Raw genomic sequence first — 16,202 nt, 5'->3', positions numbered from 1 at the left:
TCGCGGGCGGTGTGCCTCGCGTGAATTCGTATGAGGTTTGCCTTGTAGCCTGCACCGCCCCCGAGTCAACACCAATTCACGTGAAATGGCCGCTGATCTTTAGAAAAGAGTCACACAAATGGCGAAAACAGGCGATTTCGCACGATTAACCCTCCGATTGCGCCCCGCCCTTTTCATATAGAATATAAAGCGGGGTGCGGCGCACTTCGGTCAGATCATCTGTGCCCACCTCTTGGATCGCTTCCAGAACTTGGCCATGTACATCATAGGCCAGCGGGCAAATCGGCACCAGCAACAGATCCGCATCCTCATAGCCCGGCAGGCCACCATAATACCAAGGCGCGCCGCCATCCACCGGTGTCAGGTTGCCAAACAACCAATAAGAACTGAACAAATCCGCCGCGAACAGTTTGCGACCATCAGCCCAACCGCTGTTTTCCAGATCTTGGGTGATGGCATCAAAAAACGCCGATAGGCCCAGTTCGATCGAACAATATTCAAAGGTTTCGCCCATAAAGGTGGTCAGATCATCGCGATCCGCCGCTTCTTTATAAGCTTCTAGGCCTGAGCCTTCGCCATCCCAGGCCACACGGGCATCCACGCGCATGGCGCGCACTTCGTTGGTTTGGATATCCGAATGCCGCCCGCCACGGGGCAGCAGCGGCGCATATTCCGTCGCATCAATCGCGATATGGCGGAATGGCGAAAATGCGAGGTTAAAGAAGGACGGCATGCCAAAGGCCAGCGCCATCGCCCCGGTGATGTTCACCGCCTGACGCATGTTCCAGCCATAGGAATTCACCACATCCGCCGCAGGACGCCATGCAAACAGGATCAACGCCAGCACCCACAGCCATTGCGGATCATTGCCGAAATTCTGAAAGGTCACATAGAAAAAGCCCGGCAACAGCAGCAGCAAAACCAGCCCCGCCGCCTTGGCGCCGGATTGACGCAACACGATCACAGATGCCAAAGCCAGCAGTGACGCGCCTTTGTAGGCAGGGGCGGAAATCACCCCAACAAAGTCCTCGCCCGGCTGTGGGCGGACTTCGGACCCAGCCACGGTGATCAGGTCGGTCAGGTAGGCGGTCCAGTAAATGTCACCTGCAATCATCGTGATCACGGCAATGATTCCAACACCGGTCAATAGCGATACAATCGTGGCCATATATTGCCGGGTGACAATCAAGGCGACCAAAACGGGAATCGCAAAAGCGGCGAAATAGGTCATCTTGATCATGACCAAAACAGCCATCATCCCGCCGACAATCACCCCATCCGCGATGCCGGTTTTGCCTTTTGAGGGGATCAACGCTGTTAAAATTGCAACAAATGCCGCCGACCAAGCCCAGCGATTGTAATGCATCGAAATCGAAATCGCGCGTTCGCTTTCGCCGTGCACCAGCGCCAGCATCATCACCATAATCACCAACGCAAACAGCAGCCCCAGCGTTTGATTGAACCGGGTGCGGGCCACATGCCACACAATCGGCGCGATCAAAACGGCCATCAGGATTTGCGCATAGATCACCGAAATGCCGATCCCAAACCCTTGTTTCACAAAGAAAACAATCGGCGCAAAGGCCAAGGCCCCAATCGGTGTCATGAAATCAATATGCGGCACCTGTCCGGTCGACATTCGAAACACGATCTGCATCAGATGCAGCGTGTCACCTTCGTGTTTCCCAATGAGCAACCCACCCTTCATCAGGGCAACGGCGCCCATCAAAACGATCAGAATCCCGATGAAAAGCGGCAATCTTGCCGCGTTTGAACTGTTCATGTCTGCCTCTTTGCAATGGTTTGCCCATTTGTGGCCACATTAGGCTGGCAAAACACCAAAAGCAAAGCCTGTGCTGTGTGTGTTCCCAAATGGTTAACGACGCGGCGCAAAGGCCACAAATAGGACGAGCAAACCGAGGCCAAGACCGATGAATATGCAAGTTTCAAATGTGATTGCACCGCCCGCGCCAAAATCGCTGGAGGCCATGCAATTGCCCGTTGTGATGATGCGCGACATTCTGTTGAAAACCATGTTCCGCAAAAACCTGACGATGGTGACCGCGCTGGCGCGGGCCATTTGCCTGCCCGTTCCGGTGACGCAGGAACTGATCGATCTCAGCCGCACCCAGCAATTGGTAGAAGCGATGGGCACCATGTCGGCCGCCGCGACCAGCAATGAAATGGGCTATCAGCTGACGGATAACGGCAAAGCGCGCGCGCTGGATGCGCTGGCGCAGTCGGAATATTTCGGGGCGATGCCCGTGCCGCTGGATGTGTACCGCGAACAGGTTAAACGCCAATCGATCCGCAACATTATGGTTTCCCGTGGTCAGCTGACCAATGCGATGGGCCATCTGATCCTGCCCCCGACCCTGCTGGACCAATTGGGGCCAGCGGTTGGCGCGGGTCGTTCGATCCTGATGTATGGCCCTCCGGGGAATGGTAAATCGTCAATCTCAAACGGGATTCGCGACGCGCTGGGGGACAAAATTTATATCCCACGCGCCATCGAATATTCTGGTCAGGTGATCACCGTTTATGACCCGATTGTGCACACTTCGGCAGAGGACGACGTGGATGACCCAAACTCCCTGCGTCGCACATCGGGCCGATTTGACACACGTTACGTGCGTTGCGAACGCCCAACCGTGATCACCGGTGGTGAATTGTCCCTATCGATGTTGGATCTGGTTTATAACCCCACTGCGCGGACCTATCAGGCCCCGTTGCAGCTAAAATCCTCGGGCGGCGTGTTTATCGTGGATGACCTTGGACGTCAGGCCGAGCCGCCACAGGCGCTGGTCAACCGCTGGATTGTTCCGCTGGAAGAAAGCCGCGATATTCTGGCCCTGCAATCCGGTGAAAAATTCGAAGTTCCGTTTGATACGTTGGTGATTTTTTCGACCAACTTCCACCCGAACGAAATCTTCGACAAAGCGGCGTTGCGTCGGATTTTCTACAAAATCAAGATCGACGGCCCCGACCAAGAGGACTTCCTCAAGATTTTCGCCCTCGTTGCGCGTAAGAAAAAGATGCCCCTGGACGAAGCGGCGCTGATCCATTTGTTGAACAACAAATATCCGGAAATCGATAATATCTATGCGAACTATCAGCCGGTGTTTTTGATTGATCAGATGATTTCGATTTGTGAATTCGAAGGCATCCCCAATCAGATGACCCCGGAACTGATTGACCGGGCTTGGGAAAACATGTTCGTCAAAGAAGAAGAGATCGTTCACTAATCCCGCTTGGCGGTGTAAATTCCACCAAGAAACACTGGACCTTTGGCGCGGCGGCTGTTTCCCAATGCCGCCCATGTTTCCCGTGTTACAAATCATTGCGATGGCTATGGTTTCGACCTGTTCCAACCTGTCACGCGCGGGCGCAGGATCGCAATAGTTCCACCGATCTTGATCTTGGACTTGCCCCTTAGATGGGGCAGATTGCGCAGATGAGCAATTTGCCCCCTCGTTTTTCTGACTGGTTTGCATCGCGCGGATGGACAGTTCATCCGCATCAATCCGATATGCTGGCGCGATCCGCTGACCCCGCGTTGATGTTGATCGCCCCGACCGGCGGGGGTAAAACATTGGCGGGGTTTTTGCCGTCTTTGGTGGAATTGGCCGATGGAAATCACGACGGGCTGCACACGCTTTATGTTAGCCCGCTTAAGGCCTTAGCCGCCGATATTAAACGCAATCTTTCCACACCAGTTGCGGAAATGAACCTGCCGATCCGTATTGAGGATCGCACTGGCGACACATCCGCCACCCGCAAAAAACGCCAACGCGCCGACCCGCCGCATATTTTGCTGACCACACCCGAAAGTCTGGCTTTGTTGACATCGTATGAGGATGCGCCGCGTATGTTTGCCGGGCTACAGCGGGTGATTGTTGACGAAATTCACGCGCTGGATGACAGCAAACGGGGCGATCAATTGATGCTGGCCCTGTCGCGGTTGCAAACCATAGCGCCGGGCCTGCGCCGGGTTGGATTATCCGCCACGGTCCAAGACCCCGAGTCGCTGGCCAAAACTCTGGCGCGCCATCCCGATCCTTGCCCGATCCTGCACGCCGATCCCGGCCCGGCCCCCGATATTTCGATGTTGGTCACAGATGCGCCACCCCCTTGGTCTGGCGGCGGGGCCAAATACGCAATTCCCGCGGTGCTGGAACAGGTGAAACAGCACAAAACCACGCTGATTTTTCACAACACACGCGCGCAGGCCGAAATCTTTTTTCACAATCTGTGGCTGGCCAATGACGATGCCCTGCCCATCGGCATTCACCACGGCAGTTTGGCCCGCGAACAGCGTGATCGCGTCGAAGCCGCCATGCTGCGCGGCGACTTGCGTGCGATTGTTTGCACCGGCACGTTGGATCTGGGCATCGATTGGGGGGATGTGGATCTGATCATCCAGATCGGCGCGCCCAAAAACGTCAAACGCCTGATCCAACGCATCGGGCGGGCCAATCACCGCTATAATGCCCCGTCCAAAGCGATCCTTGTGCCGGCCAATCGGTTCGAAGTGATCGAATGCGTCGCCGCGCTGGACGCCGCCCGCGAACACGATCTGGACGGCGATCCCAAAGGCCCCGGCCCGCGCGATGTTTTGTGCCAGCATATCCTGATCCGCGCCTGTGCAGGTCCGTTTGATGACACGGAATTGTTCCACGAAATCAAAACTGTGGGCGCCTATCGTGATCTGTCTCGGGCCGCATTTGACGATTGTCTGGATTTCTGTGCCACCGGGGGCTATGCCCTGCGCGCCTATGACAAATGGCAACGATTGATGCTGCGCGACGGGCTGTGGACGTTGCGCGATCCACGCGCCGCACAGCGTATTCGCATGAACATTGGCACCATTCAGGATGCGGACCTGCTAAAGGTGCGGATGGGCGGGCGTGGCAAACCGTTGGGCGAGGTCGAAGAAAGCTTTGCCATGACATTATCGCCCGGTGATACGTTTCTGATTGGCGGTCAGGTTGTCGCCTATGAAAAGATCAAGGAAATGACCGTTCAGGTCCGTCGCCGCGCGGATAAAACCCCACGGGTTGCGGTGTTTTCCGGCAGTAAATTTTCCACATCAACCCAGCTGAGCCAGCGCATTTTGCGGATGTTTCAACAGACCGACTGGCCCGAACTGCCCCCTCATACGCGCGACTGGCTAACCTTGCAAAAAGACCGGTCCAAATTGCCTGAACCTGATCGTTTGTTAATCGAAAGTTTTCCGCAGGATGGACGGGAATATACCTGCATCTACGGCTTTGCTGGACGCAATGCGCAGCAAACATTGGGTCTGTTGATGACCCAACGGATGGAGATCGCAAAACTCGCGCCTCTGGGCTTTGTTGCGACGGATTATGCCACACTTATCTGGGGGTTAGAGCCCGTTTCTGATCCGACATCGCTGCTGACAAATCACACTTTGGGGGATGCGTTGGACGATTGGCTCAGCGGGAACGCCATGATGAAACGCAGTTTTCGCGGGACGGCGACCATCGCTGGATTGATTGAACGCAATCTACCCCAAGCTGCGCGAAAATCAGGGCGACAGGCGACCTTTTCCAGCGACATTTTGTATGACACTTTGCTGAAATACGACCCCGATCATCTGATGTTGCGTATCACCCGCGAAGAAGCGTTGCGCGGGTTGGTCGATTTCGCCCGGATCGAAGAAATGTTGGATCGCACGGCCGGGCGCATTGATCATGTGACAACAGATCACCTAACCCCGCTCAGCGCGCCTATGTTTTTCGAAGTGGGCAAAGTCCCTGTCATCGGTGCCGGCGCTGAACAATTGGCCGCACGGGCGGCAGCGCAATTGATGAAAGAGGCCGGACTGGATCAATTGTGAAAAGGCGTCGAATTTGATTGCCTGGCCGAATTGAAACGGGCAAGAACAGATCATGAACGGACATTCCTTAACTTTTTGCGGGACCCAATTGATCGCGCTGGCGTCGGGGGCATTGTATTGGCCGGACGAAAAAACGCTGTGCGTCTCTGATTTGCATTTGGGAAAATCAGAACGCATCGCGCGGCGTTCGGGGGGATTATTGCCGCCGTATGAAATTCGGGCAACTCTGGACCAGTTGGAACAGGATTTGGACCACATTTCGCCGCGCAGGGTCATTTGTCTGGGCGATAGTTTTGATGATCTGGCCGCTGCAAATGCGCTTAATCCCGATGATATTTCACGACTGCAACGCCTGCAGGCGGGGCGGGAATGGATTTGGATCGAAGGCAATCATGACCCCGGTCCGGTGGCATTGGGGGGCACACATTTATGTGAATGGACCCATGGGCCGCTGACGTTTCGCCACATCGCGGACCCGAACAAAAGCCACGAAATATCAGGACATTACCACCCAAAGGCCAGCAGGCCTGCCGCCTATGGGTCCCGCCCCTGTTTCGTCGTGGATGCGCAGCGCATGATCCTGCCCGCCTATGGGGCATTCACAGGTGGGCTGCGCTGTCAGGACGCGGTTTTACAGGACTTGTTCCCGTCCAAAACCATCGCAATCCTTACCGGATCCACACCTTTGGTCATCCCGTTTCCGCGCCCCAATCAATCGCGCGGCGCCAATAGGTTCACCCGCACCAAAGTGTCCCGATAAGTGCGCCCCACCGGGACTTTGCCCCCGGTATTCAGCAACACAAACTCGCGGCCATTGTCGCGCTCTACGGAACGGATCGCGGCGTGGCTAACCCAATGCGACCGATGCACCATATGGCCCGGCACTCCGTCCATCTCGGCAACGGCATCGCGAAAACGCATTAACAATCTATGGCGCAAACCATTGGATAGCAAAATTTCCACATAGTGATCATCCACGGTTAAATGCACAATTTCCGCGTTATTATGACCTTGGATTCGATCCAAAAGACGCGGTGGTGTTGGTTTGCTTTGCACCATAGGTGTCATTGCGGGCGCGTGAATTTTGTCCTCTGGGCGGGACATTTTTCGGATCGCGACGCCGAATAAATGAAACAACATCGTGTAAACAAAGGCTTGTTCGATTGGGGGCAATTGGAACTGGGTGTTGGTTGCCATTTCCCGCGTGAGCCCCACAAAAATCGGCACTGAAATCAGCGCAAAACAACCAGATTCCAGCAACAGATGGGGCTTACGTCCGTGATATTTGATGAGGGAAACCGTCACAACACGTACAAAGCTGGCGACAACAACACCGGTGGTGCAAATCACCCCCCAGAACGTCAGGCGCGTCGCAATAGACATGCCCGTATAGGTCCCAAACGGGCCTGTCACGACAAATGCGCCGAGCAAAACAAACCAGATCAGACAGGTCTGGCCTGAAAATAGAACCGTGAAAAAGCTCTTTAATCCGAGTCGAACAAGAGCGGTAAAATCACCCCGAAGCACGTAGAACCCACCAAATGCACATAATTATAGCAGAAATTTAAACTAACTTTTGTCTTATGGCCAGACACTTAGCAAATCCAATCGTCGAACCTGCGTAATTTTTAGGTTGATGGGCCGGGCACCGTGAACCCGGTTTGTTTATGGGTCCCGTCGCAAAAGGGTTTGTTTTTGGACTGCCCGCAGCGACATAAAAACAGCTTTTCGGCGCGGTTGATGCGTTTGCCGGTGCCTGTGATCACCTCGGCGGGGCCGGACATAATTAGGGGGCCGTTTTCAACCGGTGTGACGGTCAATGTGGCTTTGGAATCCTCAGCGGGGCGGTCTTGGATGTCGGGGTTGGGTTCGCCGGATGCGGTAAATTCGGCCTTGGTGTGAGAATAGTCACAATAGGGCATATTGGCGGATTGCCCACAGCGGCAAAGCGTGGCGCGTGCGTCGGGTTTGCCGTCAATGTTCAGATCCCCGGCCAAAGCCAGCGGACCGTTTTCCAATACCTGAACGCGATTGATCACCGGGGGTGTTTCGTCAACCCCGCCATCCAACCGTTTGAACCCCAGCGCCCCAGACGGACAGGTGCGCACCATGGCGGCGATGTCTTCGGCATGGGCTGCATCGGGGCTGACCCAGGGGCGTTTGGCGGGGTCAAACACCTGTGGCAATTTCAAAAAACAGGCCCGCGCATGAATGCAGCGGGCCATGTCAAAACTGATCTCAATGTCTTTGCCGGAATAGGTCTTGGCCATGGCTCTCTCCCTTGGGTTTGAGCCATGGTAGTTCAAGACCGCAAAACCGCAAAGCCTGTTCCCAAAGCGGGCTTAGGCGGTCAGGCCTTCGGGTTCGGCCAGATCATTGGCGCGGCAACAGGCCGTGACCGTATTGGCCAGCAGACAGGCAATGGTCATGGGGCCAACACCACCGGGAACCGGAGTGATCGCGCCAGCCACGGCCGCGGCAGATGCAAATTCCACATCGCCGACCAGCTTGGATTTGCCTTCTTTTTCGGGGTGCGGGATGCGGTTGATGCCCACATCAATCACGGTTGCGCCGGGTTTGACCCAGTCACCTGTGATCATTTCAGGGCGCCCGACTGCGGCGACCAGAATATCGGCCTGTTTGCACACGGCTTCGATGTCTTTGGTGCGTGAATGCGCGATGGTCACCGTGCAGCTATCGCCCAACAGCAATTGCGCCATTGGTTTGCCAACGATGTTGGACCGGCCCACAACCACCGCGTTCAGCCCGGACAGCGATCCAAGGTGATCGCGCAGCATCATCAAACAGCCCAGCGGTGTACAAGGCACCATGGATTTCTGCCCTGTGCCCAACAGACCAACATTGGATATGTGGAACCCGTCGACGTCTTTGGCGGGGTTGATGGAATTGATCACCAGATCAGAATCAAGATGATCCGGCAGTGGCAATTGCACCAGAATCCCGTGGATCGCTGGATCGTTGTTCAACTGATCGATCAGTGCCAGCAGATCAGCCTCGGATGTGTCGGCTTCTAGTTTGTGTTCGATCGAATTCATGCCGACTTCGACGGTCATTTTGCCCTTGGAGCGCACATAGACCTGACTTGCCGGGTCTTCGCCCACCAACACAACGGCCAGACCGGGGGTGATCCCGTGCTCTTCTTTTAGGCGGGCAACATGGCCGGCCACTTTTTCACGGACATTGGCCGCAAAGACCTTACCGTCGATAATATGTGCGCTCATCAGAGGCTCCTTTTGTGTCTCAAATTCAAAATTCTGCGCGGGCATAGCTTTCGCGGTAATGCTCCATCTGCATGCGCGTGGCTAGGACTGCGTTTTTCATCAACGTGGCGACCGTAACGGGGCCGACCCCGCCGGGCACGGGCGTGATCCAGCCGGCCACTTCGGCGCAGCTGTCAAAATCTGCGTCGCCTACGGTTTTGCCATCGACCCGGTTGATGCCGATATCAATCAGCGCTGCCCCCGGTTTTAACATGTCGCCCGTCACCAACCCCGGTTTGCCCACGGCCACAAACACCGCATCCGACGCGCGGCTATGCATGGCCACGCTGCGGGTCATGTGGTGACACACGGTGACCGTGGCCCCTAGCCCCATCATCAAAAACGCAATCGGTTTGCCAACGATTTCGGAATGGCCAATCACAGTGACATTCAGCCCTTCCATTTGCATAGGCAGAGTTTTCAGGATTTCCACCGCCGCCACAGCCGTACAGGGCCCCAGCGCGAGGTCGTTATAAACGATGTTGCCGATGCTGGCGGGGTGCATGCCTTCGACGTCTTTTAGGGGGTGGATCGCCTTTTGCAGGGTTTTAACCGGGATGTGATCAGGCAGCGGGCGCTGAATGATCACACCGTTCACACGTGGATCCGCGTTCAAGCCCTGCAAAATGCCCATCAATTGTTCCAGCGATGTGTCGGCTGGATAGGCGCGCGCTTCAAATTCCACACCGGCGCTTTGGGCGCTACGTTGTTGGTTGCGCACGTAAAGTTCAGCGGCTGACGTGTCGCCAACGCTGACGGACACCAATCGCGGCGCCCAGCCATGGTCGGTCAGTTCAGCGGCCTCTTTGGCCACGTCAGCGCGGATTTTCGCGCCAATGGATTTTCCGTCAATTAATGCGGCCCGCATGGGCAATTCCCTTATTCGGGATCGATCACCATGGCTTCGCGGGCGATCGACCAGTCAATCAATCTGCGCCACAGCGCTTCTACCAGATCCGCATCCAAACCGGTTTCGGTTGCCTCGGCTTTCACCTTGGTGACCACATCTTCGACACGGGTTGGAATCCGTGCCGGTAATCCGTTGCCACGTTTGATTTCAATGGCCCGGTCGATATAGCCCGCACGGATCGTCAACAGTGCCACCAATTCACGATCTACAACGTCAATGGCCTGTCGTAATTCGACCATATCGGCACAATCTTGGGGCGGTTTCAGATCTTTCATCGGGGTTCCTGTCGCGCAATCCACGGGCCAAATCGGCCCCGCCCAGCAAAAACCGTATTTTGGTGATCAGGGCAAGTCCTTTGCCCTAGATCGGTTTTAACGCACGTAAATGCAAGTGGGGTGCATCATGTGGCCGCAGGGGGTTGCGACCGTTGTGACCCCACTTGGATCGACGGCTTAGAACAAGCCTTCGACGACGCCTTCTTCGTTGATGCGGATGTTTTCCGCGGCTGGTTTGCGGGGCAAACCCGGCATGGTCATGATTTCACCACAGACCGCCACGATGAACCCGGCGCCTGCGGCCAGACGCACTTCGCGAACTGGAACCGAATGGCCGACCGGCGCGCCGCGCAGGCTTGGATCGGTGCTAAAGGAATACTGGGTTTTTGCCATACAGATCGGCAGGTTACCGTATCCCGCATCTTCCCAAGCTTTCAGCTGATCGCGGATTTTCTTGTCAGCCAAAACTTCGTCAGCGCGATAAATACGTTTCGCGATGGTTTCCATTTTTTCAAACAAAGGCAGTTCGTCTTTGTAAAGCGGTGAGAACTGGCTGACATCCGCTTCGGCGATTTCAGCCACACGTGTTGCCAGTTCCTTGGTGCCTTCGGACCCTTTGGCCCAGTGCATGCACAGGATGGCTTCGGACCCTTGAGTTTCCACATAGTCTTTGACGGCCTGCACTTCGGCGTCTGTGTCGGTGACAAAGTGGTTGATCGCAACCACAACCGGCACGCCGAACGATTTCAGGTTGCCAATGTGACGTCCCAGGTTTGCGCAGCCTTCGTTGACCGCATCGACGTTTTCGTCGCCCAGATCGGCCTTGGCCACGCCGCCGTTCATTTTCATCGCGCGGATCGTCGCCACCAGAACCACACAATCAGGTGCCAGACCTGCTTTGCGGCATTTGATGTTCATGAACTTTTCAGCACCCAGATCGGCACCAAAGCCGGCCTCGGTCACAACAAAATCGGCCAGTTTCAGCGCGGTGTTTGTCGCAATAACAGAGTTACAGCCATGGGCGATGTTGGCAAATGGGCCGCCATGTACAAAGGCTGGGTTGTTTTCCAGCGTTTGCACGATGTTTGGCTGCATGGCGTCGCGCAGCAGAACCGTCATCGCACCGTCGGCTTTGATGTCACGGGCATAGATCGGGCTGCGATCACGGCGATAGGCCACAATCATGTCACCCAGACGTTTTTGCAGATCGTCCAGATCGTTGGACAGGCACAGGATCGCCATCACTTCGGAGGCAACGGTGATGTCAAACCCGGTCTGACGTGGGAAACCGTTGGACACGCCACCAAGGGATGTCACGGTGTCACGCAGCGCGCGGTCGTTCATGTCCAGAACCCGGCGCCATGTCACACGGCGTTCATCGATTTCCAGCTCATTGCCCCAATAGATGTGGTTGTCGATCATTGCGGATAACAGGTTATGGGCGGATGTGATCGCGTGGAAATCGCCTGTGAAATGCAGGTTCATTTCTTCCATCGGAACCACTTGGGCGTAGCCACCCCCGGCAGCACCACCTTTCATCCCAAAGTTCGGCCCAAGGGATGCTTCGCGGATACAGATCGCGGCGTTTTTGCCGATCGCATTCAGACCGTCACCCAGACCAACCGTGGTGGTGGTTTTGCCTTCCCCAGCCGGGGTAGGGTTGATCGCTGTCACCAGAATCAGTTTGCCGTTTTCGCGGTCCTGAACGGAATTGATAAAGTCCTGGCTGACCTTTGCTTTGTCATGGCCATAGGGCAGCAGGTGTTCGCTGGCGATGCCCAGTTTCGCACCAATCTCTTGAATCGGCTTTTTGTTGGCCTCGCGGGCGATCTCAATATCGGTCTTAAAGCTCATAACGTCGTTCCCTATTGGCACCGGTAGAAAAGAAACGGGTGCGTGTTCTGATGCGTTGTCTTATGCGTCCCCCAAGATGTAGCCGTCCGTCAATGGTCCGTGAAATTCTATAGCGACATTTTCACGACCAAAATCGTCAATTCCAGAAATGAGTTTCGTGGATAAGAAACCTGTGCACCGTTATGGGGTCATTTGTCCTGCCCCGGCACGTTGGACGGGCGCAGGCTGCGGGCTTTGCTATTTCTATAAAGTCAGCACAGCGCCTGACGCGCCTTAACTGGCGACAACCATAAATAACCGCCGAAACGGGAACACGACCCCCCCGTCGGATTGTCGCGGATATTGCGCAATCAACGCCGCATCATAGTGAGATATGAATTGCGCGGTCTCTGCATCAGAAAGTTTGGCAAGGATCGGGCGCATCGCGGTGGATTGGGTAAAATGGCGCACGGGGTGGCCTGCTGTCACGGGGACCAAACGTTGGTAATATTCGGTTTCCCAAATCTGCGTCGCGCCCAGTTCTGACAGCATCGACATATATATGTCCGGCGTCGCCACCGGCGGGGACCAATAATCAAAGTTAAACCTGTCGGGAAACATCTGTTGCGCAAGATCGCGCAATAGATGATGGGACGGCGCCATAAACTGGCGTGGCATTTGCACAGCAAGCACGCCGCGCGGCGCAAGCATTTGAACAAGTCGGGCAAACAGGGCTGAGTGATCCGGCAACCAATGCAGCACGGCGTTGGAAAAAATCAATGCCGGGCGATCATGCGGCGACCAAAGCGCGATATCCGCCTGATCCAACCGGTGATACAGCCCCGTTTGGATGGCTTTGCCAATCATCGTTTCGGATTGTTCCACGCCTATTAATTTGCGACCCGGAAACCGCGTTTGCAGATCCGCCGCCGCAACGCCCGTGCCACACCCCAGATCAATCACATCCCCTTGCGGCAGGCTGGGCACCCGCGCCAGCAAATCCAGTGCTGGCTGCAATCGCAACGACCTGTACGCAGTATACTGGGTGGTATTCCAATCGACTGATGTCATTTTTCCGCGCCTCACAATTTGGTATACAATTGCATACAAAGCAATCCAATCGCAACCCTGCTCAATCGACGACCGTCCTTTGTTCAGATGTCAAAAATTTGCCACCGCTGCAGGCATGAAAAACCCAGTCACCTAACTATTGGAAAAAACGATGTATCTAAGAGTTGCCCTTTGTTTGGCCCTCATCACCCCCACACATGCCTCTGCCTATGATTTCGGATTTGTCCGTGGCCCGGATTGGATGGATTCCTACCTGTTGGTCCTATTGGTTACGACCGTTTGTTTGATGGCGGCAACGCTGGTTTTTATACCGCTCGGCGCGTCGTTCAATGAAATGTACAAACTTTTTCAGGACTTCAGCAAAGTTGGCCGGATCACCTATGTCGCGTTTGGCGTGTCATTCGGTGCGTTGATGATCATGGTGTTCCTCGGCATGGGATTACAACGCGCCGCCGAAGCCGGGCTTTGATTTAATCAAGCCACATGATCCTGCACGATATTGATCGCTGCCCTGTGTTCTAACAGGGCCTTGGCGGCAATCGCCACCTGATTAAAGCCCCCTGTTGACGCTAATGCAGCGGCGTTGATTTCAGCACCAGGGCCTGCAAATCCGCTTTCGGTGATGGTCATCACCGTGCCATCATCCACGCCTTCAAACGTCCAGACCACTTGGGTAAATTGATCCTCATCGCCCCAGTCGATGATAATTTCGCGCGGTGCGATCGCGGATTTGACCCGCACCGTGATCGCATAGGCGTCTGTGTCTGTCCCCAAATACCACAACACGTCTTTGCCCGTTTCCAATTGGCCGCGGGCCTTGGGGAACCAAAACTTTGTCATGATTTCAGGGTCGGCAAAAGCGTCGTAAACGGCACTGACGGGACGACGGATGAACACTTTGGCGGTGGCACATGGGTTTGTCATGCCAACAGCATAACAGCGGCCACATTCCCGATCCAGACGCGCATCAAACCCCAAAACCAAAAACGGCCGGGTTACCCCAGCCGTTTCTTTGTTTCGGACCTGACGCGTGATTACGCGCTTGGCTCTGGCTCCATGTCGCCATCAGATTTTGGTTTCTTTGGCTTGGTTTTGGGTACCGCGGTCACAGAAGGCGCATTGCCAGAATCCGAATGCGTGTCATCATCATCAGATTTCAGCGGCTCACCGGCCATGACCCGTTTGATTTCGTCACCCGTCAGGGTTTCATATTCCAACAGACCCTGCGCCAGACGTTCGAACTCAACCGAATATTCTTCGATCAGACGATAGGCTTCGTTATAGCCCTCATCGATAAAGCGTTTCACTTCTTCTTCGATCATTTCTTTGGTGCTGGCCGACACTGAAAAACCAGCCGTGTTGCCGGAATAGCCTTCGGCTGCTTCTGCGTAATCGATGTTGCCGACCTTGTCGGACATGCCATACCGCATCACCATGGATCGCGCTAAAGCGCTGGCCTGTTGGATATCGCCAACCGGACCCGATGATACACTTTCGGCGCCGTATTTCCAGATTTCTGCCGCTTTGCCCGCCATGGTCATGGCGATACGCTCTTCGGCTTCGTCTTTGAACATTTGCAGCTTGTCCATTTCAGGCAGGCTCATCACCATACCCAAGGCCCCGCCGCGCGGAATGATCGTCGCCTTATAAACCGGATCACATTTGGGCAATTTAATCCCAACCAGCGCATGGCCAGCCTCGTGATAGGCGGTCTTTTCTTTCTGATCATCGGTCAGAACCATGGATCGCCGTTCCGCGCCCATCATCACTTTGTCTTTGGCCTGTTCAAAGTCCAGCATCGTCACAAAGCGTCGCCCGATCCGGGCGGCCATCAACGCGGCTTCGTTCACAAGGTTGGCCAGATCCGCACCGGAAAAACCGGGGGTCCCACGGGCAATGATGCGCAGATCTACATCAGGGCCCAGTGGCACTTTGCGGGCATGCACGCCAAGGATTTTGTCGCGCCCTTTGATATCTGGGTTGGGCACAGTCACCTGACGGTCAAACCGACCCGGACGCAGCAAAGCCGGGTCCAAAACATCACGGCGGTTGGTGGCAGCAACGATAATGATGCCTTCATTGGCCTCAAAGCCGTCCATTTCCACCAGCAATTGGTTCAATGTCTGTTCGCGTTCGTCATTGCCACCGCCAATGCCCACACCACGGGCCCGGCCCACAGCGTCGATTTCATCGATGAACAAAATACATGGCGCGTTTTTCTTGGCCTGTTCAAACATGTCGCGCACACGGGATGCACCCACACCGACGAACATTTCCACAAAGTCAGACCCCGAAATGGTAAAGAACGGCACGCCCGCTTCGCCTGCAATCGCACGCGCCAGCAGCGTTTTACCTGTCCCCGGAGGGCCCACCAGCAACGCGCCTTTGGGGATTTTCCCGCCAAGACGGCTGAATTTCTGTGGATTGCGTAGGAATTCGACGATCTCTTCCAGCTCTTCTTTGGCTTCGTCGATCCCGGCCACATCGTCAAACGTGACACGACCGTTTTTCTCGGTCAGTAGTTTGGCCTTGGATTTGCCAAAGCCCATCGCGCCGCCTTTGCCGCCGCCCTGCATCCGGTTCATGAAATAGATCCAGACACCGATCAGCAGCAAGAAGGGCAACAGCCCAAGGATGAAGGTTGCGAAACCGTTCTGCTCTTGGGCTTCGGCGCGCACAGGAATGTCGTTGGCGATCAGCATGTCGGTGACTTTGGCGTCATCCGGGCGGATCGTGACATAGGCATCGCCGCCCGTTGTGACATAGCGCAATTGTTCGCCATCCAGCACAACTTGGGTCACGGTGCCATTATCGACAGCCTCAACAAAATCGGAATACGTCCGCGCGGTCGAAGACGTCGTGCCTTGCCCTCCGCTGAACAGATTGAAAAGCGCGAGGATCAACAAGAAGAGGACGACCCAGAAAGCCAGATTACGTGCGTTGCCCAAAGGAGGCTCCTATAGAATTATTTG

General features: G+C 55.3%; 14 protein-coding genes. 4 read left to right on the top strand and 10 right to left on the bottom strand.

Annotated elements, in window-relative coordinates:
* Window positions 1-145: 145 nt before the first annotated feature.
* Window positions 146-1,783, bottom strand: a complete 1,638-nt coding sequence (locus tag AB1F12_RS04860) for a hypothetical protein (protein WP_368187006.1) — start codon at window positions 1,781-1,783, stop codon at window positions 146-148.
* Between the two features lie 148 nt (window positions 1,784-1,931).
* On the opposite strand from AB1F12_RS04860, the gene AB1F12_RS04855 reads away from it, so the two are divergent.
* The 3 genes from AB1F12_RS04855 to pdeM all read left to right on the top strand — a co-directional run bounded on the left by AB1F12_RS04855 (window position 1,932) and on the right by pdeM (window position 6,620).
* Complete coding sequence (locus AB1F12_RS04855; protein WP_368187004.1) at window positions 1,932-3,245, top strand: ATPase; 1,314 nt, start codon at window positions 1,932-1,934, stop codon at window positions 3,243-3,245.
* A 209-nt stretch (window positions 3,246-3,454) separates the two neighbouring features.
* On the top strand, window positions 3,455-5,860 hold the full coding sequence (locus tag AB1F12_RS04850; protein ID WP_368187003.1) for a ligase-associated DNA damage response DEXH box helicase: 2,406 nt from the start codon (window positions 3,455-3,457) through the stop codon (window positions 5,858-5,860).
* A 52-nt stretch (window positions 5,861-5,912) separates the two neighbouring features.
* Complete coding sequence (gene pdeM, locus AB1F12_RS04845; protein WP_368187002.1) at window positions 5,913-6,620, top strand: ligase-associated DNA damage response endonuclease PdeM; 708 nt, start codon at window positions 5,913-5,915, stop codon at window positions 6,618-6,620.
* Here the strand turns inward: pdeM and AB1F12_RS04840 are convergent.
* The 7 genes from AB1F12_RS04840 to AB1F12_RS04810 all read right to left on the bottom strand — a co-directional run bounded on the left by AB1F12_RS04840 (window position 6,572) and on the right by AB1F12_RS04810 (window position 13,230).
* Window positions 6,572-7,243, bottom strand: coding sequence for a LytTR family DNA-binding domain-containing protein (locus AB1F12_RS04840; RefSeq protein ID WP_368187000.1), 672 nt, complete (start codon window positions 7,241-7,243; stop codon window positions 6,572-6,574). The two genes, pdeM and AB1F12_RS04840, sit on opposite strands and share 49 nt — an antisense overlap.
* Window positions 7,244-7,488: 245 nt before the next feature.
* Entirely contained in the window at window positions 7,489-8,130 is a 642-nt protein-coding gene (locus tag AB1F12_RS04835; protein WP_368186998.1) for a CDGSH iron-sulfur domain-containing protein, read from the bottom strand.
* Window positions 8,131-8,202: 72 nt separating this feature from the next.
* Complete coding sequence (gene folD / locus AB1F12_RS04830; protein ID WP_368186997.1) at window positions 8,203-9,102, bottom strand: bifunctional methylenetetrahydrofolate dehydrogenase/methenyltetrahydrofolate cyclohydrolase FolD; 900 nt, start codon at window positions 9,100-9,102, stop codon at window positions 8,203-8,205.
* 25 nt (window positions 9,103-9,127) lie between these two features.
* Window positions 9,128-10,009: a bifunctional 5,10-methylenetetrahydrofolate dehydrogenase/5,10-methenyltetrahydrofolate cyclohydrolase gene (locus tag AB1F12_RS04825; RefSeq protein WP_368186996.1), complete on the bottom strand. Its 882-nt coding sequence runs from the start codon at window positions 10,007-10,009 to the stop codon at window positions 9,128-9,130.
* Between the two features lie 11 nt (window positions 10,010-10,020).
* Complete coding sequence (locus AB1F12_RS04820; protein ID WP_368186994.1) at window positions 10,021-10,326, bottom strand: chorismate mutase; 306 nt, start codon at window positions 10,324-10,326, stop codon at window positions 10,021-10,023.
* A gap of 177 nt (window positions 10,327-10,503) precedes the next feature.
* Window positions 10,504-12,180: a formate--tetrahydrofolate ligase gene (locus tag AB1F12_RS04815; protein ID WP_368186993.1), complete on the bottom strand. Its 1,677-nt coding sequence runs from the start codon at window positions 12,178-12,180 to the stop codon at window positions 10,504-10,506.
* Between the two features lie 273 nt (window positions 12,181-12,453).
* Window positions 12,454-13,230 carry a methyltransferase domain-containing protein gene (locus AB1F12_RS04810; RefSeq protein ID WP_368186991.1) on the bottom strand — a complete coding sequence of 259 codons (777 nt, stop codon included), beginning with the start codon at window positions 13,228-13,230 and terminating at the stop codon, window positions 12,454-12,456.
* Window positions 13,231-13,381: 151 nt separating this feature from the next.
* Between AB1F12_RS04810 and AB1F12_RS04805 the strand changes: the two genes are divergently transcribed.
* The gene (locus AB1F12_RS04805) at window positions 13,382-13,699 is read left to right on the top strand and encodes a hypothetical protein (protein ID WP_368186990.1); all 318 of its coding nucleotides are present in this window, start codon (window positions 13,382-13,384) and stop codon (window positions 13,697-13,699) included.
* Between the two features lie 5 nt (window positions 13,700-13,704).
* Here the strand turns inward: AB1F12_RS04805 and AB1F12_RS04800 are convergent, their stop codons facing one another.
* Window positions 13,705-14,154 carry an SRPBCC domain-containing protein gene (locus AB1F12_RS04800; protein ID WP_368186988.1) on the bottom strand — a complete coding sequence of 150 codons (450 nt, stop codon included), beginning with the start codon at window positions 14,152-14,154 and terminating at the stop codon, window positions 13,705-13,707.
* A 110-nt stretch (window positions 14,155-14,264) separates the two neighbouring features.
* Window positions 14,265-16,178 carry an ATP-dependent zinc metalloprotease FtsH gene (gene ftsH / locus AB1F12_RS04795; RefSeq protein ID WP_368186987.1) on the bottom strand — a complete coding sequence of 638 codons (1,914 nt, stop codon included), beginning with the start codon at window positions 16,176-16,178 and terminating at the stop codon, window positions 14,265-14,267.
* Window positions 16,179-16,202: the final 24 nt, after the last annotated feature.

Source organism: Aestuariibius sp. HNIBRBA575, from assembly GCF_040932005.1.
Taxonomy (GTDB): Bacteria; Pseudomonadota; Alphaproteobacteria; order Rhodobacterales; family Rhodobacteraceae; genus CANLNM01.
This window is presented reverse-complemented; position numbering and strand designations above follow the sequence as displayed.

What these genes read in the sequence shown, in the direction of transcription:
- AB1F12_RS04860 (WP_368187006.1), bottom strand. Translation starts at nt 1,783, where the DNA reads ATGAACAGTTCAAACGCGGCAAGATTGCCGCTTTTCATCGGGATTCTG.
- AB1F12_RS04855 (WP_368187004.1), top strand. Translation starts at nt 1,932, where the DNA reads ATGAATATGCAAGTTTCAAATGTGATTGCACCGCCCGCGCCAAAATCG.
- AB1F12_RS04850 (WP_368187003.1), top strand. Translation starts at nt 3,455, where the DNA reads ATGAGCAATTTGCCCCCTCGTTTTTCTGACTGGTTTGCATCGCGCGGA.
- pdeM (WP_368187002.1), top strand. Translation starts at nt 5,913, where the DNA reads ATGAACGGACATTCCTTAACTTTTTGCGGGACCCAATTGATCGCGCTG.
- AB1F12_RS04840 (WP_368187000.1), bottom strand. Translation starts at nt 7,243, where the DNA reads ATGTCTATTGCGACGCGCCTGACGTTCTGGGGGGTGATTTGCACCACC.
- AB1F12_RS04835 (WP_368186998.1), bottom strand. Translation starts at nt 8,130, where the DNA reads ATGGCCAAGACCTATTCCGGCAAAGACATTGAGATCAGTTTTGACATG.
- folD (WP_368186997.1), bottom strand. Translation starts at nt 9,102, where the DNA reads ATGAGCGCACATATTATCGACGGTAAGGTCTTTGCGGCCAATGTCCGT.
- AB1F12_RS04825 (WP_368186996.1), bottom strand. Translation starts at nt 10,009, where the DNA reads ATGCGGGCCGCATTAATTGACGGAAAATCCATTGGCGCGAAAATCCGC.
- AB1F12_RS04820 (WP_368186994.1), bottom strand. Translation starts at nt 10,326, where the DNA reads ATGAAAGATCTGAAACCGCCCCAAGATTGTGCCGATATGGTCGAATTA.
- AB1F12_RS04815 (WP_368186993.1), bottom strand. Translation starts at nt 12,180, where the DNA reads ATGAGCTTTAAGACCGATATTGAGATCGCCCGCGAGGCCAACAAAAAG.
- AB1F12_RS04810 (WP_368186991.1), bottom strand. Translation starts at nt 13,230, where the DNA reads ATGACATCAGTCGATTGGAATACCACCCAGTATACTGCGTACAGGTCG.
- AB1F12_RS04805 (WP_368186990.1), top strand. Translation starts at nt 13,382, where the DNA reads ATGTATCTAAGAGTTGCCCTTTGTTTGGCCCTCATCACCCCCACACAT.
- AB1F12_RS04800 (WP_368186988.1), bottom strand. Translation starts at nt 14,154, where the DNA reads ATGACAAACCCATGTGCCACCGCCAAAGTGTTCATCCGTCGTCCCGTC.